A 25,678-nucleotide genomic window follows, 5' to 3' on the forward strand; every position below is an offset into this window, starting at 1 on the left:
GACGGTGCAGTCGACTCATTTTAAATCAAGCGCTTGACTTAAAGTCCGGTGCGAGGTTGACTGATCCAATGACCACGGCAGGCAGGGCCGTTCGCACCGAGCGGGCCAGCTCTACCCAGGAGGCGATCCTGGTGGCGGCCGAACGACTCTATGCCGAGCACGGCATGTTCGCGGTGTCGAACAGGCAGGTCAGCGAGGCCGCGGGGCAGGGCAATAACGCCGCGGTCGGCTATCACTTCGGTACCAAGGCCGACCTGGTGCGCGCCATCGAGGAGAAGCATCGCGGACCTGTCGAGGACCTGCGCGAGCAGATGGTGGCCGACCTTCTGGCATCGGGCGGCTCCGGCGAATTGCGGAACTGGGTGGCTTGCTTGGTGCGCCCGCTGACCGACCACCTCGAGGACCTCGGCAACCCCACCTGGTACGCGCGCTTCGCGGCACAGGCGATGACCGATCCGGCCTACTACAACATCATCGTCAAGGGTGCGCTCAGCTCGCCGTCGCTGGTGCAGGTCGTCGAAGGCTTCAACCGCTGCCTGCCCAACCTGCCGGCCGATGTCCACTTCGAGCGCAACATCATGGCCCGAAACCTGTTGATGCACACCTGCGCCGATCGCGAACGTGCGCTCGTCGCGGGCGCTGCGATGGCCCAGCCCTCCTGGCGGGCAGCCGCATTCGGCCTCATCGATGCGATCGTGGGCCTGTGGCTGGCGCCGGTAACTCCGTACGAATGAAGAGCATGCTGATGAAAGTGACTGTCGATCAGAATATTTGCGCATCCTCGGGCAATTGCGTGATGAATGCGCCCGAGGTGTTCGACCAGCGGGACGAAGACGGCGTCGTCGTCCTGCTCGATGAGGAGCCGTCCGTCGAGCAGACCGAAGGTGTACGTCAAGCAGCCGCGGCGTGCCCTGCACAGGCCATCTACATCGAGGAATGAAATGTCAGACGCACTGACGAGCACCGGGATTTCCGGGACTGAGTCGAACTCCGAGATTCCGGATTATCCGATGGCCCGCAACGAGGGCTGCCCATTCGCCCCACCCCCGGACGTCATGGCCCTGGCCGAAGAGCGGCCGCTGTCCCGGGTTCGGATCTGGGACGGCAGCACGCCGTGGCTCATCACGGGCTACGAGCAGGTGCGCGAGTTGTTCTCCGATTCCCGGGTCAGCGTCGACGACCGGGTGCCCGGCTTTCCGCACTGGAACGAAGGCATGTTGTCGACCGTGCACAAGCGGCCGCGGTCGGTGTTCACCGCCGACGGCGAAGAGCACACCCGCTTCCGGCGGATGTTGTCGAAGCCGTTCACGTTCAAGCGAGTTGAAGGCCTGCGGCCGACGATCCAGCAGATCACCGATGACAGCATCGACGCGATGCTGGCCGGGCCGCAGCCGGCGGACGTCGTCACCGCGATCGCACTGCCGGTGCCCTCTGTGGTGATCAGCCAGATGCTGGGCGTGCCATACGAGGACGCCGAGATGTTCCAGCACCACGCCAATGTCGGCCTCGCGCGGTACGCCGCCGCCGAGGACACGATGAAAGGCGCGATGAGCCTGCACAAGTACCTGGCTCAGCTCGTCGAAGCAAAGATGGAAAACCCGGCCGAGGATGCTGTTTCCGACCTTGCCGAAAGGGTCAAGGCCGGTGAGCTCAGCGTCAAAGAAGCCGCGCAACTGGGCACCGGATTGCTGATCGCCGGGCACGAAACCACGGCGAACATGCTCGGACTCGGCGTCCTTGCGCTGCTGCTGAACCCCTCGCAGGCGGCGGTCATCCGCGATGCCGACGATCCCAAAGTTCTCGGCAACGCGGTCGAGGAGTTGTTGCGCTACCTCAGCATCATCCAGAACGGCCAGCGCCGCGTCGCTCTGGAAGACATCCACATCGCCGGAGAGACCATCCGTGCGAACGACGGCATCATCATCGATCTGGCCCCGGCGAACTGGGATGCGGACGCCTTTACCGAGCCCGATCGGCTCTACTTGCACCGCTCGGGGGCCGACCGCAATGTCGCATTCGGCTACGGCCGGCATCAGTGCGTGGGACAGCAGCTTGCCCGTGCGGAGATGCAGATCGTGTACCAAACCTTGTTCCGTCGCATCCCGACCATGACACTGGCTGTGCCGGTCGAAAAGATCCCGTTCAAGCACGACCGGCTCGCCTATGGCGTCTATGAGTTGCCGGTGACCTGGTAACCGAATCGATTGAGCAGCCCGAGATCTCAAATCCCGATCCGACTGGAGGGTCAACAATGTCAACGCCGACAACCACTTCGCTCTACCCGCCCGGAGGCTACGGTGCTCCAAAGAATCGCCGCGGACACGCGGCGGACAGCGATGTAGGTCTGCCGGAGGGGACCGTGGTCTTCTCCGCTGACAACCACATCTCGCTGGCCGACGACATCTTCTACGACCGTTTCCCGGACGACCTCAAGGACAAGGCGCCGCGGATCTGGTACGAGGACGGCGCCTACCAAGTCGGGCGCAAGGGGCAGTCGTTCCTGCCGGGCGACTTCAGCGCGGTGCTGATGCAGTACGACGACCTTCCCGGCGCGGCCAGCACCAACATCGAGGCCAGGATCCAGGAACTGCACGACGACGGCGTCGAAAAGGAACTGGCCTTCCCCAATGCCGTGCTGGCCCTGTTCCACTACCCGGACAAGAAACTTCGCGAGCTGACGTTCCGCGTCTACAACGAATACATGGCCGAACTGCAGGAACGCTCGAACGGTCACTTCTTCGGTGCCGGACTGATCAACTGGTGGGATCCGCAAGGGGCAAGGAAGACGCTGGAAGAGCTGAAATCGTTGGGGCTCAAGACGTTCCTGATGCCACTGAACCCGGGCAAGGACGACGACGGCAACCCAATCGACTATTCGAGCACGTCAATGAACGCCGTCTGGGACGAGATCGAGGCCGCCGGTCTGCCGATCACCCACCACATCGGTGAGACCCCACCGAAAAGCCCGACCGAGTTCAACAGCGTCGTGGTCGGCATGATGATCAACATCGACGGGTTTCGGGAAACGTTCGCCAAGTACATCTTTGGCGGCATCCTCGACCGGCACCCGTCGCTGCGTCTCGGCTGGTTCGAGGGCGGCATCGCCTGGGTACCGTGGGCGCTGCAGGACGCCGAGCACCTGGTGGCGTCCTATCAGCACATGTTCAATCGGCCGCTGGAGCACGATGTGCGCTACTACTGGGACAACCACATGAGCGCATCGTTCATGGTCGACCCGCTGGGCTTGCAGTTGATCGACCAGATCGGCGTCGACAAGGTGATGTGGTCCAGCGACTACCCGCACAACGAAAGTACCTACGGCTATTCCGAGAAGTCGCTGCAAGCCGTTGTCGACGCCGTCGGCCCGGCGAACGCGGCGAAGATCGTCAGCGACAACATCACGAAGTTCTTGGGTCTGTAGTGACGACGTTCGCGGAACTGGATACCAGCACCGGTACCGGACTGGTGATTCCCGAAACACCCGACTTGGCGCGCCTGCGCGGCGAGACGGGGGCCCGGTTGCGGTCGGCCATGGCCGACCGCGGTGTCGACGCGATGATCCTGCTCGGCAACAACGCCGTGGTCTACGCCACCGGTGCCAGTTGGCCGCTCGGGGACGCCGGCCTGTCCTACGTCGAGCGACCGGTAGCCGTGGTGGTCGCCGACGACGAGTGGCCGCACCTGTTCCTGCCGTTTCGTGAGGGAGCCTCGCACGAGTCGGACCTGCCCGCCGATCACTTGCACGGGCCGGTCTATCTCGAATTCGACGAAGGCGTAGCCAATTTCGCGCGGACGATTGCGGGCCTGATTCCGCCCGGAGCGGTAATCGCCGTCGACGAATGCACGGGTGCGATGTCTCGTGCCGCGAATCTGTTGTTCCCCAACGGTGCTCCCGTTGACGCCGCGGCCATTGTCAGCGCGGCCAAGGCGGTAAAAACCCCGGACGAATTGTCGTGCATGCGCACCGCCATCCGGATCACCGACGAAGCCATGGTCGAAGTCCAGAAGCGTCTGGCACCCGGCATTCGTCAGAGCGACTTGTCGGCAAGCTTTTTGCGCCGCGCCTTCGAGTTGGGGGCCGCGGCCAGCATGCTCGAACCGATCTGGCAGGTGATGCCGCCGAGCAAGGCCGAGGGCGTGTGGACCACGCACGGTGACCTGGCGCTGCCACTGCTGAGCACCGAGCGCGAGCTCGTCGAAGGCGATGTGCTGTGGACCGACGTCAGCATCACTTACCAGGGCTACTGCTCTGACTTCGGGCGCACCTGGATCGTCGGCCGGGACCCGTCGCCGCGTCAGCAGGCGCAGTTCGACAAATGGTTCGAGATCATCAGCGCGGTTCTGGGTGTCGCCAAGGCCGGCGCCACCGCGGCAGACCTGGGGCGGGCCGCGATCAAGGCCAATGGCGGCACTAAGCCGTGGCTGCCGCACTTCTACCTGGGTCATGGTATCGGCGTCAATGCCGCCGAAATGCCGATGATAGGAACGGATCTCGGCCAGGAGTTCGACGAGAGTTTCGTCCTTCAATCCGGGATGGTGCTGGTTCTGGAGCCCGTGGTGTGGGAAGACGGCACCGGCGGCTATCGCAGCGAAGAGGTTCTGGTGATTACCGAGGAAGGCTGGATCCGCTTGACCAACTACCCCTATGACCCCTATGGCAACTGAAGTCCTGCCCGACGAGCGCACGCTGCGCTCGGGGCGTCGCCAACGGGCGCTAGACCAAATGGCGGCCCACGATCTCGATGTCCTGGTCCTCGGCCGCCAAGCCAACGTCCGTTACGTAACCGGCGCGCCGCAACTGTGGGTCGCCGGGACCCGGCCGTTCGGCCCGACCTGCGTGCTCGTGCGTGAGACCGGTGCCGTGCACCTCCTCAGCACCTGGGACGAGGGCGTCCCCGACGACATCCCCCACGAGAACCTCTATGGCATCTCCTGGAATCCGATGAACACCATGTCGGCGCTGCAGCGCATCGACGGCACGGCAACCGCCCGGCGCGTCGGAACCGACGCGCTTTCACCGGTTTTCGCAAAGCTACTGCCCATAGCGTTCCCCAACGCACAGCTGGTCGACGGAGAACTGGCCATGCGGGCCGCCCGCCGGATCAAGACCGCCGAGGAGATCGCCGCGCTGCGGGAATCGGTTGCGGTGGTCGAATCGGCTCTGGCGGCCGCGGTATCGGAGTTGCGGCCAGGGGTAAGCGAACAGTCGCTGGCCGGCATCTTGTTGGAGGCCTCGGCGGCCGGCGGGGTGAGTACGCCGGCGAATCAAGACGTCGCATGGGTGACTTCACGCGAGCATCCGTGGCGACGGGCCGACGGCGGTGACGGCATCCAAGGTCGTATCCAGGACGGTGATCTGGTCGCGTTTTCCGCCGGAGTCCTGGCGGGCGGCTATGTGGGCGAGGTAGGCCGAACCTGGCCGGCGGACAAGAGGCATCCGCCCGACGGCGCCGCGGCGCTGTACGGGCGCTGGGAGAGTCTGTGGGGCAAGCTGATCGCCGCCTGCCGGCCTGGCGCTGGAGCGAGCGAACTGCTTGCCGCCTACCACGCCGCCGGGGAAGCGGAGCCGCCGATGCCGGTGGCCCGCGGCCTGGGCCTGGGGTTCGACCCGCCCGTCGTCTCCAAGCACCTGCCCGCGACCGCGGCCGACGAACGTTTGGAGCCGGGGATGGTGCTCGCCGTCACGGGGTACGTATGGGAAGAAGGAGTCGGCGCGGTATTCGGGCGGGAAGCGGTCCTGATTACCGCCGACGGCTCCGAAGTGCTTACCGCGAGCCCGTTCTGGCAGCAGTGACGCCAGACCGTATCGAAGCGCCGCTGGCCGGCTATACGGTCATCGATCTGTCCACCGGCATAGCGGGCGCCTACTGCACCAAGTTGCTCGCCGACGGCGGCGCCGATGTCGTGAAAATCGAATCGCCGCAGGGCGATCCGCTGCGTGCGTGGTCGGCCTCGGGTGCCGCCATCCCGACCGACGGCGACGGCGCATTGTTCAGCTTCTTAGCCGGTGCGAAACACAGTGTGGTCGCCGATCCCACGAAGGACGACGACACCGAACTGGTGAACCGGCTACTCGCATCGGCGGATGCGGTGGTCTGGTCTACCGGTTCGAAAGTGGCTGAGCACCCGGACTTTACGCCGCACGCCATCCACGGTCGTCACCCGCATCTCACCCTCACCTCGATTACACCGTTTGGGCTGGAAGGTCCCTGGCGCGACCGCGCCGCGACCGAGTTCACACTGCAGGCGTGGTCGGGAGGAATCGTCGGGCTCGGACGGGGCGAGCAGGAACGGGCACCCGTCTTCGTCGGCGGTCAGGTCGGCGAGTACCTGGCTGGTGCCTACGCGAGCGCGGCCACCTTGGCATCGCGATACCGCCGAATCGATGGCGGGGCAGGAGAACTGCTGGATCTGTCGATGCTCGAAACACAAATCCTGTGCCTCACGTATTACCCGGTCACCTACTTCGAAGTGCGCGGGCGTCCCTGGCGAGACACCCGTCGGCCGACGGTGCCCGGAGTGGCACAAGCCAAAGATGGCCTGGTGGATCTCGGTTGCGGTACGGCGCAGCAGTGGTTCGACTTGTGCGCGATGGTGGGTCATTCGGAGTGGATCGACGAGGAATCGCCGCTGTCGATCACCGAGCTGGCCAACGTCTACGCCGAAGAGATCTTTGCCTGGCTGGCCAGCACCCCGGTCGACGAAATCCGGGAACTGGCCACGGCATTCCGTATCCCCAACGCGCCCGTGGCCAACGGCGCGAATGTCACGTCCTTTGACCAATTTGTGGAACGCGGTTCATTCGTGCGCAATCCCGGCGACGGCTTCCAACAGCCGGGTCACCCGTATCGGATGCGACCAGCGCAGTTGCGCCGGCCGCATCCCGCGCCGCGGCTGGGGGAGCAGACCGAGCATTACCGCGCCGCGAATCTCCCCGCCTGTCCCGCACCGACCGGCGTTGCAAAATCGCTGCCGTTCACCGGGCTTCGGGTGTTGGATATGACGACGTTCTGGGCGGGGCCCTGCTGTACCCACTTTCTGGCCATGCTCGGCGCCGAGGTCATCCACGTCGAATCCACCCGTCGTCCGGATGGCACTCGCCTGATCGCTGGCGTACCGATCACCGAGGACCAATGGTGGGAAAAATCGCCGATCTTCGAGGCCCTGAACACCAACAAGAAGGGCCTGACACTGGACCTGCAGAGCCCGCGCGGAAGGGAGTTACTACGTCGGCTCATCGCAACATGCGATGTGGTCGTGGAAAACTTCACGCCGCGGGTGCTCGAGCAAATCGGCCTGGATTTCGCTGCGATTCAATCGATTCGGCCGGATACGGTGATGCTGCGGATGCCCGGCTTCGGCCTTGACGGGCCGTGGCGCGACAACCCGGCGTTTGCCTACGTCATCGAATCCGCGGCCGGCGTGAGTTGGCTCACCGGTTATCCGGACCGCACGCCGTATGACCCGTATTCGATCGGTGATCCGAACGCGGGCGTGCATGCGCTCAATGCGCTGCTGCTGGCGCTGGAGCATCGCCGCCGCACCGGCGAGGGCGTGTTCGTCGAAGCGGCGATGGTCGATGCGGCGCTCAGCATCTCCGCCGAGCAGATCGTCGAGTACTCGGCGTACGGCGCACTGCTGGAGCGTGCCGGCAACCGGGGCCCAACTGCTGCGCCCCAGAACCTTTACCGCAGCGCCGATATCGACGAATTCGGCCGGCTCGACAGCTGGGTCGCTATCGCCGTGGCAACCGACGATCAGTGGGAAAGGCTCTGTCGGGCACTCGGATCGCCCTCGTGGGCAACCGATCCCAAGCTATCGACCCAAGCCGGCCGGCGGATGCGCGAAGATTTGATCGACGAGCAACTCGCTGCCTGGTGCGAGAACCGCAGCCGCGACGAAATCGTCACGCCCCTCTGGGGCGCCGGCGTGCCGGTGGCCAAGGTCCTGCAACCGCATCGGCAAACCGAGTTGGAGCAGCTGGCGTTTCGCGGCTTCTTCGAAGAGGTCGAGCATCCGGTGAACGGGCGGGCTCGGCTCAGCACCGTGCCGATGAGGTTCTCCGGCGGGCCCGAGCTTTTTCACGCGAATCCCGCACCCACACTGGGACAGCACAACCACGAGTTGTTGGCCGAGTTGGGGTTGACCCCGGCAGAGATAGCGGACCTGGAAGCCAACGGAGTCATCGGCCAAGTGCCGAACTGATCTCTGCTCGGCGGTTAGTGGCTCCACCCCTCGGCGGCCTGGTCATCGAAGGCGCGGTCGATGCGTTCGAACCGGCGCTTGACCGAGTTGCGGGCCGCCTCGTGGGGCAGGATGTACAACCGGTTGGCCAGAATCGCGTCGGCCGTCAGCCGCGCCACGTCGTCCACCGACACTGTTTCATCCTGCGTCGGCGGAAGCGGTCCGAACGCACTCGTCAGGTCGGGCGCTGACGCGAGTCCGTAATCCGCGCCGCGGATGCGTTCGGAGTTGGAGACCAGCTTGGTTTCCACGACCATCGGACACAGCACCGAGACGCCGATGCCGTTGTCCTTGACCTCGCGGGCCAGCGTCTCGGCCAGGCCGACAACGCCATATTTGGCAACGCCATATGCCCCCAGGCCGGCGTTGGGCACCAGTCCGGCAAAGGATGCGGTGAAGGCGATGTGCCCGCCCGTGCCCTGCTCGATCAACTTCGGCACGAATGCCTCGACGGCGTGGATCGACCCCCACAAATCGATGTCGATCACCCAGTGCCAGTCGTCGTGCGTCATATCCACGAGCGGACCCGCGACGACAATGCCGGCGTTGCTGAAAACGACGTCGACCTGGCCCAGCAGGCGGAACGCCTCATCCGCGAGATCAACCATCTCCTCGAGATGCCGCACGTCGCATGTCACGCCGTGGGCGTCGACCCCCTCGGCCTTCAGGTGTGCCACGGCCCGTTCCAACGTGACCTTGTCAACGTCGGCCAGCACCACCCGGGCTCCGCGGCGGGCGAACTCGGTGGCGGTGGCCAACCCGATGCCGCCTGCACCGCCGGTGATGACTGCCCCGCGTCCCTCGAACCCGTCCATAGATTCCGAGCGTATTACTCCCGCCCCGACGATCTGATCGCGGTACAACCGAGCGTCCAGCCACGTGTGAGAGGGCTCATATAGATAGGGCCCTAACTATTAGTGTATTATTCAGATATGCCCGCCCTGACTGCACGCGAGATCGATCCGCTTGCCCTGGAACACCAGGTGTGCTTTGCGCTGGCGGCGACCAACCGCGCGGTCTTGGCGGTGTACCGACCGTTATTGGAGCCGCTCGGCCTGACCCATCCGCAATATCTGGTGATGCTGGCATTGTGGGATCACCGCAAGACTCCCGCGGCGAACCGGTCACCGTTGTCGGTCAAGCAGATTGCCACCGCGTTGCAGATGGATTCGGCGACCCTCTCGCCGATGCTGAAACGCTTGGAGAGGCTGGGCCTGATCACTCGCGCCAAGAACGCCGCCGACGAGCGCACCACCGATGTCACGCTCACCGAGCGCGGAATCGCCTTGCGCGAGCGGGCGCTTGAGATTCCTCCCGCCGTCGTGGCGCGTCTGGGTGTCGAGCTGACTGAACTCGAGAACCTGCATCAGGTCCTCTCCCGTATCAACGCGGCCGCGTTGGCGGCCGGCGCCTTACAATCCTGACAACCTCCAGAGGAGCCACCATGACCGCCGCGAAACCCAATCTCTGGCAGCGCATCGGCTATTCCTACGGACGGCGCTTGCCCGACTCGATGCGCAGCTGGGTCGCACGCGATCTCGCCGGCGATGGAGCGATACGTCGCCACATGATCAGGTGGGCGATACCGCCCGTGCTGGTCCTCGCCCCGCTGTGGCTGCTGCCCGCCTCGATCTACGTGCACACCGAGATGACAGCGCCGCTCCACTTCTGGGCGCTGTTGATATCCCTTGCCCTGAACAAGGTCTGGCGTCGGCACCGACTGGCAGACCATGGATTGGACCCGAACCTGGTCGACGTGATCAACCGCCGGAAAAACGCCCGGATGCACGAGGACTACATCCGCCGTTACGGGCCGCGGCCCGAATCGGCGGAATGGCAGTCCAACAGCAGCCCGTTCTAGGGGCTACTTCAGGCAGCTGCCCGCGTCGATGGGCAGTGTCACGCCGGTGATGTAGCGGGCGTCGTCGGAGGCGAAGAACAGCACTGCATTGCTGATGTCGATGGGGTCCACCCACGGGATCGGCAGCGTGTGGAACATCTGACAGATCGGCGCCATGTCGTCGGGCCCCGGATTTTCCAGGTCGGGGCGGAACATCTTCCAGGTGCCCTCATTCATGATCATCCCGGTGCTGACATGGGTGGGATGCACGGAGTTGACCCGAATCATGTGCTGGCCGAGTTCGACGGCGAAGGATCGCATGATGCCCACCACGCCGTGCTTAGCGGCGACGTAGTTGCCGCAGTGCGGGTAAGCCTTGAGGCCGCCAACCGAGCTGGTCAATATGATTGAACCACCGTTGCCGCCCGAAATCAGGTGCGGCACAGCGGCTTTCACTGACTTCCACACGCCCGACAGGTTGATGTCAATCATTTCCTGCCAGTCATGTTCACTGCACTGGTCCAGAGTGTCGCCGCCGTTGCCGATGCCGGCGTTGGCCACGATGATGTCCAGCCGGCCCAACTGCTCCACGCCGGTATCCACCGCGGCCTTCATCGCGTCGTAATCGCGCACGTCGACTTCGGCCGTGAAGATTCTGCGGTTGTGAGCTTTGACGAGATCGGCGGTCTCCGCCAGATCCTCGGGCGTGGCCGCCGGAATGGTGGTGTTCTCCACGATGGGCTTGCAGACGTCAATCGCGATGATGTCGGCGCCTTCTTGCGCCAACCGCACCGCGTGGCTGCGGCCCTGACCAATCGCCGCTCCGGTGACGAAAGCAACTTTGCCTTCAACACGTCCAGTCATCACTACCTCAATTCCTGATCTGATCGAACCGGCATGTCTCAGCGGAGAACGGCCGGCATCGTGTCTCTCGCAGGAACCGCGTGCGCCCCGTTCCCGGGGGAGCGGGGAGGGTGCCGCCACTGAACTCTGTCATCACCCACCAACGAGTGTCAACGACGAATCCGTTTTGGCTATTTGCAATTCTATATATTAGAGAATCGGATTCTCACCAAGCAAATCGCGTGCGTTATTTGCTCACATTGGGGCAAAGAGGGAAGGACCGCTCGGGCCCGCCGCTGATGCGTGCTATCCGACGAATCCGGATGAACAGAAGTCCCACACCTCGTCGGCGCTGATCGGGTGGATCGTCGCGTCGTCGTTGCCGCCGCTGGACTGCGCGATGAACATGACGGTCTGCATCGTCATGGCGGCTATCCGGCGCGGATTGAGTCCGGCGCGCAACTTGCCTGCGTCGCAGGCCGCTTCCATGAGCTCGGTGAGCAACGCCACCAGCGGTGCGTGCGCGATCTTGACCTCGGTCGGATGCGTCACCAGCAACCGTGGCGCAAAGTCGGTGAACAGCGGGCGCTTGGCCTCGGGATCCGGACGCGACGCCTCATACAACAGCTCGACGGCGACCTTCAGCCGCTCGAGCGGATCGGATTGGTTTTCGGTGGCGGCACGGATCTGCTCGGCCGACCGGCTCAGCGCGTCTTCGAACAACGCGAGCAGCAGCTCGTGCTTGCCGTCAAACTGCAGGTAGAAGCTCCGCAACGACTGGCGGGACCGGTCCACGACCTCCTGGACGGTGAAGTCGGTAGTACCTTTTTCGATGATGATGGCCTGGGCCGCGTCAAGGAAGCGCTGAACGCGCTGGGCCGCACGCAGTTTCGCGGTCTTGATGGATCGCTCGACGGCGCGCTGCTTCCAAGCCGGCTCTTCGCTTGGGCTGGTCACAGACGGCTCGGACGATTGTCGCGAGGGGAGAACATGATTGGACTCTACCGGAGAACGCCGTGACATCGCTGCGCTCGACCCCCTCACTGACCATGTGTCGGAGATTGTAACTTTCGTGCCACGAGAATACTATTCTCCTACACGTGTGTATAGAAGCGGAATTGCAAGAGTGAACCGTGCGGTTGGCGGAAACCCGCATCTACTGACGGTCCACACGCGCGCTAGCGAATTCAGGGGAGTGCTGTGCAGCTGACCTTTGACGCCGACGTCGAGGAGTTCCGCGCGGAATTCGCGGCGTTCCTCGATGCGAATCTTCCCGACGCGGCGGTGACGGGTGAGCGGCCACGGTCGAGTTCGGACATTCCGGAGTGGGCCCGTAGCTGGCAACGGCTCCTGTTCGACAGCGGGTGGCTGCTGCCCGGAAATCCGCCGGAGTTCGGTGGACGTAACGCCACGCTGTTGCAGCAATATGTGTACCTCGAAGAGTTGTCGCGGCACCGGATCTATCAAAGTTTCAATCCGCAGGGCGTAGGCATCATCGCCGCGTCGCTGCTGTCGTTCGGCACGCCGGAGCAGAAGCAGCGATGGGCGGTGCCGATTCTGCGCGCGGAGATGACCGCGTCGCTGGGTATGTCCGAGCCCGGTGCGGGCTCGGATCTTGCCTCACTGAAGACGCGCGCGGTGCTCTCGTCTGATTCAGAAGGCGACCACTTCGTCGTCAACGGGCAGAAGGTGTGGACATCGGGCGCCCATCACGCCGATGTGTTGTTGACATTCGTGCGTACCGATCCCGAAGCACCAAAACACAAGGGCATCAGCGCTTTACTGATTCCGACAGACACGCCCGGTGTGGTCCGCCGTCCGTTCGCGTCGGTGTCAGACATCGAAGACGTCGACTTCAACGAGGTCTTTTTCACCGACGTGCGAGTGCCGGCCGAGAACTTGGTGGGGGAGCTCAACGCGGGATGGCGAGTCGCGACCGGTTCGCTCGGCCACGAACGCGCCATGCTGTGGCTTGATTACGCCGATATGCTGCACGCGCTGACCGTCGAGTCCAGCCCACCGGGACCCGTGCAACGCGATCGCTACGCCACGCTGGTGATGGATTGCCACGCAATGCGGCTCATGGGGTCGGTGACTTTGTCCAAAGCCGCGCGCGGTGAAGAGGATGTCCCCGCCCAGTCAGTGCTCAAGCTGCTCGGTTCCGAGGCAATGCAACGCGCCTGCGAGGACGCGCTCAACGCCAAAGGCGGCGACGGACTCGTGTTGCGCGGGGTCACCGCCCCGTTCGCCCCACTCAATCTGGACAGCCACTACGGCAGCTGGTTTGACCGGTACACGCGCACCTTCGCGGCGACCATCGCCGGCGGGACTTCCGAAATTCAGCGCAACATCGTCGCCGAACGAGTCCTTGGGCTGCCCCGCGGTTAGCGGACACTCAGCAGTTGGTTGCGGCGGGATTGTCCAAGCATCGCTGCACACGGCCCGGATCCTGGGAGTCCAGCCAGGAGTAGTAGCCGATGGCGACCAGCCCTGCCACAATCGCCACCGCCCCTAACACCATGCCGGCGATCGCGGCCCGGGGATTGGTCGCTTCACCGCGACTTACTCGCCGTCGGGCGATATCACCGGTCAACAGCGCCACGACACCGAGAGGCACTCCTATCAGCAGCCAGCAGGTAGCCAGTGCCAACCCGCCCAGGATCACTGAGATGACGCCGGCCTGATTTCGAGGTTCGCCGGGGGAGTACATGTGCGCCCATTCTAGGGACTGCGAGCCGGCGTACGACCCCCAGGCGCCCGATCCGTTACAGCTGCGCCAGCCGTGGCGCAGATCCCTTGGTCCGCAACACCGCTCCGGCCTCCGCGGTCAATTCCCGCGCGCTGCCGAGCAGGCTGTCCAGAATCAGCGACCGTTTGATGTGGCAATGCAGCTGGTGTTCGGCCGTGAAGCCGATACCCCCGAGCACCTGCTGGCAGTGACGTGCCGTGGTCAGCGCCGCCTGGCCGGCCGCCGCTTTGGCCAGCAGGCTGGCCAGGTCATCCGGATCGTCGGACGCCGAGGCGGCGGCCTGCAGGGTGGCCTCGGCGCCCTCGATCGCGACGAGTGTCTCGGCCAGTCGGTGCCGGATCGCCTGAAACGAACTGATGTGGCGGCCGAACTGGACTCGATCCAGGGCATGCTGGCGCGCCAGTGCAAGCATTGCGCGGCTGGCGCCGACCAGCCACCAGCCCAGTGCCCGCCGCCCGGCGGCAAGCCCGGCTTGCGGAACTGGATTTCCTTCTGCCACACGATGTATCGGCAGCTCGCCGTCGAGCGCTGAACTGGGAGCGTCGTTGCGCTCCCACACCACCCAGGCGCCTCCCGCGAACGGCAGTGGGGTGGTACCGCCCGGCCCCGCGCCGGCCCCGCGCAGCACGACATCGTTGAGCACGGGGGCGTGCGTAGCGGTCTCGCCGAGCAGTCGAAACACCAAAGGAATTGCGAAATCAGGTATTTCGTCCAGCATGTCGAGCCAGCCGAGGTCCGTCAACGCCGCATCGAGCGTAGGGCCCGAGGCCAGGGAAGGATCGCTCATTGCGGTGCGTACCGACTCGGCCAGCAGCTGCAGTTCCTCGGAGTCTGTTGAAAGATCCACGGCGCTACTCCTTCCCGAGGTCGAGTAGCCGGCGAGCGATGATGTTGCGCTGAATCTCGGCGGTACCGCCGTAGATGGTCGACGCGCGCGAGTACAGGTATTCCGATCGCCACGGTGTGTCGTCGAGCTCGATGACACCGGGCAGCAGATCGCGGACGGTGTCGTAAAGCCGCTGCTCGGCCGACGCCAGCAGCACCTTGTCAATGGAGGTGTCGGGGCCGAGTCGTGCTCCGTCGCGCAGCCGGTATTGGGTGGCGCGGGACCGGCAGCGCAGCGTGTGCAGCGCGAGATAGGCTGCGCCAAGCTCGAATTCGCTATGACTGTCGGTCTGGACGCCGCACGTCTCCCTGATCAGCTCGTCGAATCGGGAGTAGAGGTAGGCGATCCGCTGCCAAAAGCAGGTGGACCGCTCGTAGGGGAGCAGGTCCATCGCCAGTCGCCAGCCATCTCCCGGCCGGCCGAGCATCCGGCTCGCCGGGATCACCACATCGTCGTAGTACACCTCGCAGAACTCGTCGACGCCGTGCATGGTGCGAAGCGGCCGAACGGTGATGCCCGGGGTGTCGAGGTCGACAAAGAATGCGGTGATTCCGTCATGGCCCGGCGCGGTGCGGGTGAGCAGGACGCAACGGGTCGAGAACTGCGCGAAGCTGGTCCAGACCTTCTGCCCGTTGACGACCCAGTTGTCACCTTGCTGGGTGGCGCGGGTGGTCAGCGATGCCAGGTCACTGCCGGAGCCCGGCTCGGAAAAGCCTTGGCACCATTGCTCTTGGCCGCTCAGCAGTCGCGGCACCATTTCGGCGGCCAGTTCAGCTGGGGCGTAGTCGATCATCGTGGGTGCGAGCACCTCGAGCATCGAGTACGGGCCCGGCTCGGCAAGGCGCCGACCGACGACCTCTTCGCCGACGATCGCGCGAAGCACTGCGGGCCCACCCAATCCGCCGACTTCTTTCGGCCAGCCGTACCGCATCCAATCGGCGTCATACAGCGCCCGGCTGACGCGGAGGAATTGCTGCATATGGCCCTGCAGCGAGTGATCGGCCCCGGGGGTTAAGTCATTCTCGTCGAGCCACTTACGCAGACCCGCCCGGAACTCGTCGACATTCACGGGGTGGGGCGGCCGATGGCGTGCGGGCGCCCCGAGTCGTGCACCCCGCTACGGCGAATGAACGTCATCGCACGGGTCTTCAGCCGCCATCCATCGGCGGTCCGGGAGTAGGTGTCGCGGTAGTAGCCGATCCGCATGTCGTGGGTGGAGCCATCGATAAAGCAGAGCGGTTGCGTGCCGCTTGCCGAATCGCCATCGATGTCTTCGACCAGGGCAGTTCCGGTGAGGAACAAGCCCTTTGGTGCGGCGGCCACCAGTTCTGGGAACCGGTCCAACTTGTACGTGGAGCCAAATGCGCTGTAGGTCCCGTCGGGTGTGAATACACCGATGAGGCCGTCGATGTCTTCTTGGGTGATGGTCACCGCGTAACGGGCGAGCAACTGCTGAATCTCGACCAGATCGTCAGTTCTGGTCGGGCCGCTCTTAGACTGATCGGGTGTCGACATAGACCTTGCCGCCTTTCATGACAAAGCTGACGTGCTGGGTAACGGTTATGTCTTCCAACGGGTTTCCCGGTACCGCGATGATATCGGCGAGCTGCCCCGGCGCGAGGCGCCCCCGGTCGGTCGAGTTGATGAGCTCAGCCGCGGTCACCGTGGCCGCTCGCAGCACCGCCAACGGCGGTATGCCCCATTCGACCAGGGTGACAAGCTCGTCGGCGTTGCGCCCGTGCGGTATGGCGGGTGCGTCGGTGCCGACCGCGATCTTCACGCCGGCTTTGTAAGCGGCCAGTATCGAGGTGCGTGACTTCGGAAACATCTCGGCCGCCTTGGCTTGGAGTTCGGGCGCAGCGTGCGAAACATCCATCCCCTCGGCCAGGCGTCGGGTGCTCACCAGGAAGGTGCCGTGCTCGACCATCATCGCGATCGCCTCGTCATCGACCAGGAAACCGTGTTCGATGCAATCGATGCCGGCCTCGACGGCATGCTTGACCGCCTCGGCGCCGTGTGTGTGGGCGGCGACGCGCAGCCCGCGCCGGTGCGCCTCGTCGACGATCGCGCGTAGTTCTTCGTCCGAATAGTGTTGCGCACCAGGCGGACCGGTCATTGACATCACTCCACCAGAACAGCAGACCTTGATCAGCTCGGCGCCATGTTTGATCTGGTATCGCACCGCCTTGCGGATCTCGTCGATTCCGTTGGCGATGCCTTCCTCGACCGTCAGCTCCAGCACATGCGGCGCGAACGCCGCGAACATCGTCGGGTCCAGGTGGCCGCCGGTGGGCGTGATGGCGTGGCCGGCCGGCACTACTCGCGGTCCGTCGATCCAGCCCGCGTCAATAGCGTTGCCTAGCGCGACGTCCAGCAGGTAGCCGCCCGTCTTGACGAACAGACCGAGATTGCGCACCGTGGTGAACCCGGCGCGCAGCGTGCGACGGGCATTGCCGACCGCGCGCAGCACCCGGGTCGGCGGATCATCTTGAACCTGGGACAGCCCGGGCTTCTCCCCGCGCCCGCCCATTAGGAGGTTGACCTCCATGTCCATCAGCCCCGGCAGCAGGATCGCGTCGCCGAGATCGATCACGTCACTCTCGGAACCGTTACCGTCACCGACGCCGACGATCCGGTCGTTCTCGATCCGCAGAATGCCGGGCCGAACGATCTCGCCGGCGTCGATGTCGAGCAGCCCGGCGGCCTTGAGCGTCAGCACGGCGATGAGCCGCTCGGGCGAAGAGCCGAGAGCACCGTTAGATCACCGGCTCGCGGATCAGCTCCACCCAGGCTGCGCCGCTGTCGGGTACCCGCGGCTGCTTCCACGCCTCGATCGGAAACGACACCATGACCAATGACTGCATGATGTGCATCAGGGTACGTGCGTCCTCGGGCAGATCCTCCAGGGGGAACTTGTCGCAGTACTCGATCACATCGTTCAGCCGGGGAAAAGCGACGTCGTAGAACTCCTGCATCTGGGGCATCGTCGAGGCCAGCCGCTTGGTGTAGCGCTCGGGTTCGGTGGCCAGGTCCCAAGCCAAATAGGGCTCCAGGTCGGCGAATTCAGTGGGAAGCGCCATTGTTGGCGTACTCCTTCACGTAGTCGTTGGTCACCTTGTGCAGATGACGCAGCATGATCTCCTGATCGCAGAGCGGGAAGTCGTTGACCACCCGGGTGCCGATCATGGTCTGCGTCGCCTCGAGCGTGTTGGCGTCCTGCAGCGCGTACTCCTTGAACGTCACCGCCGCCAACTCCTGGGCCAGCCGTTCGCGAGCGTTTTTCGGCGGCACGAAGTACAGGGTGCATTCGAAGATGTGCTTGTCGACGGCGGTCGGCCAGTAGTGATAGGTCAGGTACCAGCCGGGCTCCCAGATCAGCAGCATGAAGTTCGGATAGAAGTGCCACTCGTCGATGCCCCACTGCTTGGCCTTCTTCGGGTTGATGCCTGGAGGCAGTTCGGTGAACTTCTCCATGACCTCCGGCTTGTCCCAAGGGCCGAACAGCCCGCTGCGCAGCACCTGGTCCATGGGCTTGACCATGCTCATGTCCACCGGCGGCGACTGGCCGCCCCAGGTCGAGATCATCGCGTGCGGGCTGGCCATCTCGTAGTACAGCGCTTCGAACCCGTACTTCTGGATCTTGGCGGCTTCTTCCTTGGTGTACTGCCCCTGGTGCAGGATCGGCGCGTGGTAGAACTCGGCGAACGCGTCCATGAACAGCTTCCAGTTGCTGCCGACTTCGGCCCGGTAGGAATAGGTCTCGGTCATCTCGCCGAAGGGGTAGCCCTCGATGCCCTTGGCCAGCGCCCCGAGGTAGTCGGCAAGCGGCTTGGCGTGCTGGTCGAAGTTGATGAAGATGAAGCCTTCCCACAGCTCGCACCGGACTCCCACCAGGCCGTAGTCGCTCTTGTCGACGTCGAAGAATTCGCCCTCCTGTTGGATGAAGGTCAAATCTCCGTCGAGGCTGTAGCGCCAGGCGTGGTACTTGCAGGTGAACTGCCGGCAGGTACCCGAGGTCTCCTCATTGGGAAAGTCGTTCCACACCAACTTGTTTCCGCGGTGTCGGCAGACGTTGTGGAAGGCCTTGACGGCCCCCTCCTTGGTCTTGACGATGATCACCGACATGCCCTTGCCGGCCGAGGGCAGCTCCTTGGTGAAGTAGCTGCCGGTGCGCGGGAGTCGCTCGACGCGGCCGACGTTGAGCCACGTCTTCTTGAAGACGGCGTCGCGTTCGGCTTCGAAGAATGCCGGGTCGATCGAGTCCGTGTAGTCGACCGGGGCGGTCCCTAGCTCGGGATAGTTTTCTGTCCAGCTGCCAGCGGCTGGCTTCGGGAAGTGCGGCAACGTTCTTACCTCTCTTGTCAGTGCTGGTCGGCGTGCTCGAGCTGGATGCCAAAAGTGTTGAAGGCCATGGCCAGCAGGGTGTAGCAGCCGACCGTGAAGACGAAATCCATGCGTTGCTGATCGTTGAGGCGCTCGCCGAGTGCCGCCCAGGTTTGGTCAGACAGCTGCGATTTCTCGTCGAGTTCATCGACCCCGGTGATCACTGTGCTGTCGAACTCGTCCGCGCCCTCGCCTCGTTGGACCGCGGCGATCTCGTCGTCGGTGATTCCCTCGTCCTTGGCCATGCTGACGTGATGAGACCACTCGTAGGCGCAGTCGCGACGATGCGCGACCCGCAGGATGGCCAGCTCACGGATGCGGGCCGGCAGCGTGGATGAGTACAACAGGTGGACGTTGAACCGGAGAAACGCCTTGGCCAGCGCGGGGTGGTGAGCGAAGGTGGCCAGCGCGTTGTTGGCGTCGCGCGGGCCGTCCGCGGGCAGCATGGGCGCAAGCGCGCGCTGGACGGCCTCATCCCACTGATCAGCCGGCAGCGGCGGCAGGCGCATTGTGAGAGTCCTCTCGGCCAAAGAGAATCATATTCTCATTTACAACTAACAGACTTGCACGATTCGTTCGCTTGGTCAATGCCAACAGGTCAGGGACCCGCGCCGCGTGACTGGTGGGTGGCCGCGCACCGGTTTGTCGAGGGTCCGGCGATCGAATCGGAGTCGAGTAACAAATTTTTGGTTCATTTGTTGAACGGATGCACGGTGCTGGCATTTCTGTGATCGTGTAGTCGCACGTGAGAGGGCGATCCGGACTGCGATGGGGGGTTCCGGAACGGCCGCCGGATTTGCCGGATCGAGCTGGTGAATGTTGATTCTCACATGGCGAGAAGCTAGTTTTCAGAGGTAGAGGGCTGAGAGCCGACGCCCTGGGAGTCGCCTGCTAATGGATCCGATGGAGAGGAACGGTCATGAACAAAGAGGACATGATTCTGATCAGCGTGGACGACCACACTGTCGAGCCGCCGAACATGTTCAAAGACCACCTACCGGCTAAGTATCAGGACGACGCGCCACGCCTGGTGCACAACGCCGACGGATCGGACATGTGGAAGTTCCGCGACACGGTGATCCCGAACGTCGCGCTCAACGCGGTCGCCGGCCGTCCCAAGGAGGAGTACGGCATCGAGCCGACGGGGCTCGACGAGATCCGGCGGGGCTGCTACGACGTCGACGAGCGAGTCAAGGACATGAACGCCGGCGGCATTCTGGCCTCGATCTGCTTCCCGTCGTTTCCGGGCTTTGCGGGGCGGCTGTTCGCCACCGACGACCACGACTTTTCGATCGCGCTGGTGCAGGCCTACAACGACTGGCACATCGAAGAATGGTGCGGGGCGTACCCGGCGCGGTTCATCCCGATGGCGATTCCGGTGATCTGGGATGCCGAGGCGTGTGCCGCCGAGGTGCGGCGGGTCTCGAAAAAGGGTGTGCACGCGCTGACATTCACCGAGAACCCGGCGGCGATGGGTTACCCCAGCTTCCACAACGATTACTGGACCCCGCTATGGAAAGCGTTGGTCGACACCGACACCGTGATGAACGTGCACATCGGATCCTCGGGCCGACTGGCGATCACGGCGCCCGATGCACCGATGGATGTGATGATCACGCTGCAGCCGATGAACATCGTGCAGGCCGCCGCGGATCTGCTGTGGTCCAAGCCGATCAAGGATTACCCCGGCCTCAAGGTCGGCCTGTCCGAGGGCGGCACCGGCTGGATCCCCTACTTCCTCGAGCGAGCGGACCGCACCTACGAGATGCATTCGACCTGGACCCACCAGGACTTTAAGGGCAAGCTGCCCAGCGAGGTCTTCCGGGAGCACTTCCTGACGTGCTTCATCAGCGACAAGGTGGGCGTTAAGCTGCGCAACATGATCGGCATCGACAACATCTGTTGGGAGGCCGACTACCCGCACAGTGACTCGATGTGGCCGGGTGCGCCGGAAGAGCTGTGGGATGTGTTGTCGTTGAACGACGTTCCTGACGACGAGATCAACAAGATGACCTACGAGAACGCCATGCGTTGGTATTCGTTCGATCCGTTCACCCACATCTCGCGCGAACAGGCGACGGTCGGTGCGCTGCGCAAGGCCGCCGAGGGGCACGACGTGTCCATAAGGGCGCAGGGCCACGAAAAGGACTCCCGAGGCGGCGCGTCCTTCGCGGATTTCGCGGCCAACGCGAAAGCGCTCAGCGGCAACAAGGACTGACGCGCCACCGGAGGAACCCGCGCGCCGGTGCATCAACTGACCTAAGGAGATCTTGCCGTGCCCGGCGATGGGATGAATTTTGAGCTGACCGACGACCAGGAGCTGATCCGCAAGTCGGTCGCCGAGCTGGCGCGGAAATTCGACGACCAGTACTGGATGGAAAAGGACCAGGCGCACGAATTTCCGGCCGAGTTCTACCAGGCAATAGCCGACGGCGGCTGGCTTGGCATGACGATCCCAACCGAGTACGGCGGCCATGGCCTCGGAATCACCGAAGCCACACTGTTGCTCGAGGAGGTCGCCAGGTCCGGCGGTGCGATGAATGCGGCCAGCGCAATCCATCTGTCGATCTTCGGCATGCAGCCTGTGGTGGTACACGGGTCCGACGAACTCAAGGCGCGCACGTTGCCCCCGGTCGCGAGCGGTGAGGTGCATATCTGCTTCGGAGTCACCGAACCCGGTGCCGGGCTTGACACTTCGCGTATCACCACGTTCGCCAAACGCGACGGCGATCGGTATGTGGTCAACGGCCGCAAGGTGTGGATCTCCAAGGCGATGGAGTCGGACAAGATCCTGCTGCTTACCCGCACTAAGACGTACGACGAAGTCGCCAAGAAGACCGACGGGATGACGCTGTTCCTCACCGACCTCGATCGGAGCCGAATCGACATCCGCCCGATCCGCAAGATGGGCCGCAACGCCGTGAGCTCCAACGAGTTGTTCATCGACAATCTCGAGGTGCCGATCGAGGATCGAGTTGGGGAGGAAGGCAAGGGATTTCAGTACATTCTCGACGGCCTGAACCCCGAGCGGATGCTGATCGCGGCAGAGGCACTCGGCATCGGGCGGGTGGCGCTGGAGAAAGCGGTGAAGTACGGCAACGAGCGCGTGGTCTTCGGCCGGCCGATCGGCATGAACCAGGGTATCCAGTTTCCCCTCGCGGATTCACTGGCCCAGCTCGACGCCGCCGAGCTGATGTTGCGCAAGGCCACCTGGCTCTACGACAACGGCAAACCCTGTGGGCGCGAAGCAAATACCGCCAAATACCTTTGCGCCGAAGCGGGCTTCACCGCAGCTGACCGCGCCTTGCAAACTCACGGCGGCATGGGCTACGCGGAGGAATACCACATCACGCGCTACTTCCGTGAAGCCCGGCTGATGAAGATCGCACCCGTCAGTCAGGAGATGATCCTGAACTTCCTGGGATCCAATGTCCTGAAATTGCCGAGGAGCTATTAATGGGCAGCTGCGGCGGCATGGTGACGTGAAGCCGGTCATGCGCCGATGACCGCATCCGCCGACCCCGTGCTGCTGTCCGATGACGGCGATGGGGTGCGCACGCTGACCCTGAATCGTCCGCATCGCAAAAACGCCATCAGCCCGGAGTTGTGGATTGCGTTGCGCGACGCGCTGCACGCCGCTGGCCGTGACCGCAGCGTGCGTGCGCTGGTGATCACCGGTGCCGGCGGGAGCTTTTGCTCTGGCGCCGACATTTCGATCCCGGACGACATTCACCCGAAATACAAGCTGCAGCGCCTGACCGACGTAGCGCTGGCGCTACACGAACTTCCGATACCGACGGTGGCCAAAGTGACGGGCGTCGCGGTCGGAGCCGGATGGAACCTGGCGCTGGGCTGTGATTTGGTGGTCGCGACGCCGGAATCGACGTTCTCCCAGATCTTTTCCAAGCGAGGTCTGTCAATCGATCTCGGCGGTTCCTGGTTGTTACCGAAACTTGTTGGCCTGCAACAGGCTAAGCGGCTCGTGCTGCTGGCAGAGACCATTGACGCCGCGGAGGCCCACGCCCTCAACCTGGTCACCTGGGTGGTGTCCGCCGCGGAGATCGACGCCTTCGTCAAGGATCTGAGCGACCGGCTGGCGGCGGGGCCACCGATCGCGTTGGCTCAGACCAAAGCCCTGTTGAATGAGGGCGCCGACCGCACCATGCGCGACGCGCTGGCCAACGAGGCGCGAGCGCAGGTCGGGAATTTTGCGACGGCGGATGCGGCCGCCGCCTATGCCGCCTTCAGCGAGCGACGGGAGCCGTCGTTTACTGGCCGGTGGGCGCTATCAAAATCTGACAAGGAATCGGAGTAGGGATATGCGGGAGACAGTCATCGTCGAGGCGGTGCGCACGCCGGTCGGAAAACGCAATGGCGGGCTGTCGGGCATGCACGCCGCGGACTTGTCCGCGATCGTCCTCAACGAGGTGCTGGAACGCGCCGGTGTGGGCCCGGAGATCGTCGACGACGTGATCTGGGGATGCGTATCCCAGGTCGGCGACCAGTCCAGCAACATCGGGCGCTACGCGGTCCTGGCTGCCGGCTGGCCCGAGAGCATCCCCGGGACCACGGTCAACCGGGCCTGTGGTTCCAGCCAGCAGGCCCTCGACTTCGCGGTGCACGCGGTGATGTCGGGCCAGCAAGACGTCGTCGTGGCCGGCGGCGTCGAGGTCATGAGCCGCGTTCCGTTGGGTTCGGCCAGGGCAACCGGCACGCCCTACGGACCGAAAGTCCTCGCCCGCTACGACGGCTTTTCCTTCAACCAGGGTCTGTCGGCGGAAATGATCGCCAAGAAGTGGGGCTTCTCCCGCAGCCAGCTCGATGAATTTTCCGCACAATCCCACGAACGGGCCGCCGCGGCCCAGGACAGCGGCGCCTTCACCGATCAGATGATCGTGGTCATCACCGATGACGAGACGATCGTGGCTGCGGACGAGGGTGTGCGGCGGGGCAGCACCGTGGAAAAGCTGGGCACACTCAAGCCCGCGTTCGCCGAAGACGGTGTCATCCACGCGGGCAACTCCTCGCAGATCTCCGACGGCGCGGCCGCGCTGCTGGTGACGACTTCGGAAATGGCCGTCGAGCTGGGGCTGACTCCGATCGTGCGCTACCGCGCCGGAGCCGTCACCGGGGCGGATCCCGTGCTCATGCTCACCGGCCCCATTCCGGCGACCGAAAAGGTGCTGAACAAGGCGGGCGTCTCGTTGTCAGAGGTGGGCGCATTCGAGGTGAACGAAGCCTTCGCGCCGGTCCCGCTGGCCTGGATTGCCGAGACGGGCGCCGATCCGGGCCGGGTCAATCCGCTGGGTGGCGCCATCGCGCTGGGGCACCCGCTGGGCGCATCCGGTGCTGTGTTGATGACGCGGTTGGCGCACCACATGCGCGATAACGGGATTCGCTACGGGCTGCAGACCATGTGCGAAGGCGGCGGGACGGCCAATGCCACCCTGGTCGAATTGGTCGCGTAACACCGACCAAAGAAGTTTTTAAGAGTCACTCTGAGACCCTTGTCACAGCTGGCAAACCAACCTACTGTGTGTTCACTAGGTTGGTTCAGCCCACCAACCGGTCAAAGGAGCCCGGGTGCCCGACGCGCGGCGTTACGACACGCTTCTCGCCAAAGGTGAGGACCGCAAGCAGCGGATCCTCGCGGTCGCGCAACGCTTGCTCACCCGCAACGGCTGGCGCAACACCACGCTGGCCCAGATCGCCGGCGAAGCCGGAGTCACCCCGGCGGGACTGCTGCATCACTTCGAGTCCAAAGAGCAGCTGCTGCACGCGGTGCTGGATGCCCGCGATCAGGATGACGATTCCCACGCCGACCGGACCGGCGACCTGATGGCCCAGATCTCGCAGGTCGCCGATCGATTCCACCGGGCGCCCGAATTGGTCGGCACGTTCACGGTGCTGCTGGTCGAGAACATCCTTCCCGACGCTCCGTTGCACGACCGAATGCTGGCGCGACACCGGGAAGCGGTCGACATCGTCGCCGAGCTGATTCGCACTGGTCAGGCCGACGGCCAGTATCGCGCGGACATAGACCCCACCATCAAGGCAGTGGAAATACTTGCCTTCGTCCACGGAATGGAAACCACATGGTTGCTCGATCCTTCGATACCACTGGCCGAGGTGTTCAAGCAGTACGCGGAGATGCTGGCGCGGGACTTCATGCCGCCGAACAGGCCCCCGAGCACGACATGAGGTACCGGCTCGATGTGGTCGCCTCGAGCGTGGTCGACGTGGTGCGGTTCGCCGGGGGGTGGCTGTTCGACCGGTCGATGGCCGGATGGGACGTCACTGTCCTTCTCACCGACCTTGCCGATCATCCCGATCTGCGGCCGCTGCAGATCATCGGAGCCCGGATGCTCGACCTCGAATGTGCCCTGGCGTCGGTCGAGCTCCGCCCCCGTCCGCAGGCCCTGGCGGCCGCGGCGGATCTGGTGGGCTGCGATTCGCGGGTACGGCAGGGCGTATTGCAGGCCCTCGATCACGGCGTCACCGAGGTCACGCTGTGGGGGGACACCTGGCCCGCAGAGCTCGATGGCAGTGTCGGCCGGGTGCAACACCGGCTGAGCAGGGCCGCGCAGATGTTCAAGGGCAAGGCGCTGGCCGCCACCGCCATACCGGAGTACGCGATCGGTCACACCGAAAACTTCCGGAGCGGGCTGCTGGCCTGCCCGTCGGTGGCGGCTGATCTGGTCCCGGCCAGCTAAACCTGCGGCCTCCGGCCGGG

Annotated in this window: 27 protein-coding genes; 16 read left to right on the forward strand and 11 right to left on the reverse strand. The window is 64.2% G+C overall.

Annotated features, from left to right (window positions below):
- The first annotated feature begins 68 nt into the window (after positions 1-68).
- The 7 genes from ACTXG5_RS10060 (at position 69) to ACTXG5_RS10090 (ending at position 8,205) form a co-directional block, all read left to right on the forward strand.
- Positions 69-734, forward strand: coding sequence for a TetR/AcrR family transcriptional regulator (locus ACTXG5_RS10060; protein WP_445163517.1), 666 nt, complete (start codon positions 69-71; stop codon positions 732-734).
- An 11-nt stretch (positions 735-745) separates the two neighbouring features.
- A complete protein-coding gene (locus ACTXG5_RS10065) occupies positions 746-940 on the forward strand; it encodes a ferredoxin (RefSeq protein WP_445164350.1) in 195 nt (64 codons plus the stop codon).
- A gap of 1 nt (position 941) precedes the next feature.
- On the forward strand, positions 942-2,195 hold the full coding sequence (locus tag ACTXG5_RS10070; RefSeq protein WP_445163518.1) for a cytochrome P450: 1,254 nt from the start codon (positions 942-944) through the stop codon (positions 2,193-2,195).
- A 164-nt stretch (positions 2,196-2,359) separates the two neighbouring features.
- A complete protein-coding gene (locus ACTXG5_RS10075) occupies positions 2,360-3,421 on the forward strand; it encodes an amidohydrolase family protein (RefSeq protein ID WP_445163519.1) in 1,062 nt (353 codons plus the stop codon).
- Positions 3,421-4,665, forward strand: a complete 1,245-nt coding sequence (locus tag ACTXG5_RS10080; protein WP_445163520.1) for a M24 family metallopeptidase — start codon at positions 3,421-3,423, stop codon at positions 4,663-4,665. Before ACTXG5_RS10075 ends, ACTXG5_RS10080 begins: the two co-directional genes overlap by 1 nt.
- Positions 4,655-5,794 carry a M24 family metallopeptidase gene (locus ACTXG5_RS10085; protein ID WP_445163521.1) on the forward strand — a complete coding sequence of 380 codons (1,140 nt, stop codon included), beginning with the start codon at positions 4,655-4,657 and terminating at the stop codon, positions 5,792-5,794. Before ACTXG5_RS10080 ends, ACTXG5_RS10085 begins: the two co-directional genes overlap by 11 nt.
- Positions 5,791-8,205 (forward strand): CaiB/BaiF CoA transferase family protein, encoded by a 2,415-nt coding sequence (locus ACTXG5_RS10090; RefSeq protein WP_445163522.1) that lies wholly within the window; start codon positions 5,791-5,793, stop codon positions 8,203-8,205. Before ACTXG5_RS10085 ends, ACTXG5_RS10090 begins: the two co-directional genes overlap by 4 nt.
- 14 nt (positions 8,206-8,219) lie before the next feature.
- Here the strand turns inward: ACTXG5_RS10090 and ACTXG5_RS10095 are convergent, their stop codons facing one another.
- Positions 8,220-9,059: an SDR family NAD(P)-dependent oxidoreductase gene (locus ACTXG5_RS10095; protein ID WP_445163523.1), complete on the reverse strand. Its 840-nt coding sequence runs from the start codon at positions 9,057-9,059 to the stop codon at positions 8,220-8,222.
- A 117-nt stretch (positions 9,060-9,176) separates the two neighbouring features.
- Between ACTXG5_RS10095 and ACTXG5_RS10100 the strand changes: the two genes are divergently transcribed.
- Together ACTXG5_RS10100 and ACTXG5_RS10105 are read left to right on the forward strand one after the other, a co-directional pair.
- Positions 9,177-9,668 (forward strand): MarR family winged helix-turn-helix transcriptional regulator, encoded by a 492-nt coding sequence (locus tag ACTXG5_RS10100; protein WP_445163524.1) that lies wholly within the window; start codon positions 9,177-9,179, stop codon positions 9,666-9,668.
- Positions 9,669-9,688: 20 nt separating this feature from the next.
- Positions 9,689-10,105 (forward strand): DUF5313 domain-containing protein, encoded by a 417-nt coding sequence (locus ACTXG5_RS10105; RefSeq protein ID WP_445163525.1) that lies wholly within the window; start codon positions 9,689-9,691, stop codon positions 10,103-10,105.
- Positions 10,106-10,108: 3 nt separating this feature from the next.
- Here the strand turns inward: ACTXG5_RS10105 and ACTXG5_RS10110 are convergent, their stop codons facing one another.
- Positions 10,109-10,948 carry a mycofactocin-coupled SDR family oxidoreductase gene (locus ACTXG5_RS10110; RefSeq protein ID WP_445163526.1) on the reverse strand — a complete coding sequence of 280 codons (840 nt, stop codon included), beginning with the start codon at positions 10,946-10,948 and terminating at the stop codon, positions 10,109-10,111.
- A gap of 285 nt (positions 10,949-11,233) precedes the next feature.
- Positions 11,234-11,884: a TetR/AcrR family transcriptional regulator gene (locus ACTXG5_RS10115; RefSeq protein ID WP_445163527.1), complete on the reverse strand. Its 651-nt coding sequence runs from the start codon at positions 11,882-11,884 to the stop codon at positions 11,234-11,236.
- 243 nt (positions 11,885-12,127) lie between these two features.
- Between ACTXG5_RS10115 and ACTXG5_RS10120 the strand changes: the two genes are divergently transcribed.
- A complete protein-coding gene (locus tag ACTXG5_RS10120; protein WP_445163528.1) occupies positions 12,128-13,315 on the forward strand; it encodes an acyl-CoA dehydrogenase family protein in 1,188 nt (395 codons plus the stop codon).
- A gap of 7 nt (positions 13,316-13,322) precedes the next feature.
- Here ACTXG5_RS10120 and ACTXG5_RS10125 read toward each other — a convergent pair whose 3' ends face one another.
- From ACTXG5_RS10125 to ACTXG5_RS10160, 8 genes are all read right to left on the reverse strand, one after another.
- Positions 13,323-13,637, reverse strand: a complete 315-nt coding sequence (locus tag ACTXG5_RS10125; RefSeq protein ID WP_445163529.1) for a DUF4190 domain-containing protein — start codon at positions 13,635-13,637, stop codon at positions 13,323-13,325.
- A gap of 55 nt (positions 13,638-13,692) precedes the next feature.
- Positions 13,693-14,463, reverse strand: a complete 771-nt coding sequence (locus ACTXG5_RS10130; RefSeq protein ID WP_445164351.1) for an acyl-CoA dehydrogenase family protein — start codon at positions 14,461-14,463, stop codon at positions 13,693-13,695.
- A gap of 64 nt (positions 14,464-14,527) precedes the next feature.
- Entirely contained in the window at positions 14,528-15,631 is a 1,104-nt protein-coding gene (locus ACTXG5_RS10135) for an acyl-CoA dehydrogenase family protein (protein ID WP_445163530.1), read from the reverse strand.
- Positions 15,628-16,077, reverse strand: a complete 450-nt coding sequence (locus ACTXG5_RS10140) for a nuclear transport factor 2 family protein (protein ID WP_445163531.1) — start codon at positions 16,075-16,077, stop codon at positions 15,628-15,630. Before ACTXG5_RS10140 ends, ACTXG5_RS10135 begins: the two co-directional genes overlap by 4 nt.
- Positions 16,055-17,281 carry an amidohydrolase family protein gene (locus ACTXG5_RS10145; RefSeq protein WP_445163532.1) on the reverse strand — a complete coding sequence of 409 codons (1,227 nt, stop codon included), beginning with the start codon at positions 17,279-17,281 and terminating at the stop codon, positions 16,055-16,057. Before ACTXG5_RS10145 ends, ACTXG5_RS10140 begins: the two co-directional genes overlap by 23 nt.
- Positions 17,282-17,318: 37 nt before the next feature.
- A complete protein-coding gene (locus ACTXG5_RS10150; protein ID WP_445163533.1) occupies positions 17,319-17,642 on the reverse strand; it encodes a hypothetical protein in 324 nt (107 codons plus the stop codon).
- Positions 17,626-18,906 carry an aromatic ring-hydroxylating oxygenase subunit alpha gene (locus ACTXG5_RS10155; protein WP_445163534.1) on the reverse strand — a complete coding sequence of 427 codons (1,281 nt, stop codon included), beginning with the start codon at positions 18,904-18,906 and terminating at the stop codon, positions 17,626-17,628. Before ACTXG5_RS10155 ends, ACTXG5_RS10150 begins: the two co-directional genes overlap by 17 nt.
- A 17-nt stretch (positions 18,907-18,923) precedes the next feature.
- Positions 18,924-19,454 (reverse strand): carboxymuconolactone decarboxylase family protein, encoded by a 531-nt coding sequence (locus ACTXG5_RS10160; protein WP_445163535.1) that lies wholly within the window; start codon positions 19,452-19,454, stop codon positions 18,924-18,926.
- Positions 19,455-19,864: 410 nt separating this feature from the next.
- Here ACTXG5_RS10160 and ACTXG5_RS10165 point away from each other — a divergent pair, with 410 nt between their 5' ends.
- From ACTXG5_RS10165 to ACTXG5_RS10190, 6 genes are all read left to right on the forward strand, one after another.
- Positions 19,865-21,163 (forward strand): amidohydrolase family protein, encoded by a 1,299-nt coding sequence (locus ACTXG5_RS10165; protein ID WP_445163536.1) that lies wholly within the window; start codon positions 19,865-19,867, stop codon positions 21,161-21,163.
- Between the two features lie 72 nt (positions 21,164-21,235).
- Complete coding sequence (locus ACTXG5_RS10170) at positions 21,236-22,402, forward strand: acyl-CoA dehydrogenase family protein (protein ID WP_445164352.1); 1,167 nt, start codon at positions 21,236-21,238, stop codon at positions 22,400-22,402.
- Positions 22,403-22,447: 45 nt separating this feature from the next.
- A complete protein-coding gene (locus ACTXG5_RS10175) occupies positions 22,448-23,260 on the forward strand; it encodes an enoyl-CoA hydratase/isomerase family protein (RefSeq protein ID WP_445163537.1) in 813 nt (270 codons plus the stop codon).
- A gap of 4 nt (positions 23,261-23,264) precedes the next feature.
- Complete coding sequence (locus tag ACTXG5_RS10180; protein ID WP_445163538.1) at positions 23,265-24,413, forward strand: thiolase family protein; 1,149 nt, start codon at positions 23,265-23,267, stop codon at positions 24,411-24,413.
- A 115-nt stretch (positions 24,414-24,528) separates the two neighbouring features.
- Complete coding sequence (locus ACTXG5_RS10185) at positions 24,529-25,146, forward strand: TetR/AcrR family transcriptional regulator (protein WP_445163539.1); 618 nt, start codon at positions 24,529-24,531, stop codon at positions 25,144-25,146.
- On the forward strand, positions 25,143-25,658 hold the full coding sequence (locus tag ACTXG5_RS10190; protein ID WP_445163540.1) for a hypothetical protein: 516 nt from the start codon (positions 25,143-25,145) through the stop codon (positions 25,656-25,658). Before ACTXG5_RS10185 ends, ACTXG5_RS10190 begins: the two co-directional genes overlap by 4 nt.
- Positions 25,659-25,678 lie beyond the last annotated feature (20 nt).

The sequence above is a fragment of the Mycobacterium sp. Dal123C01 genome, from assembly GCF_052566995.1.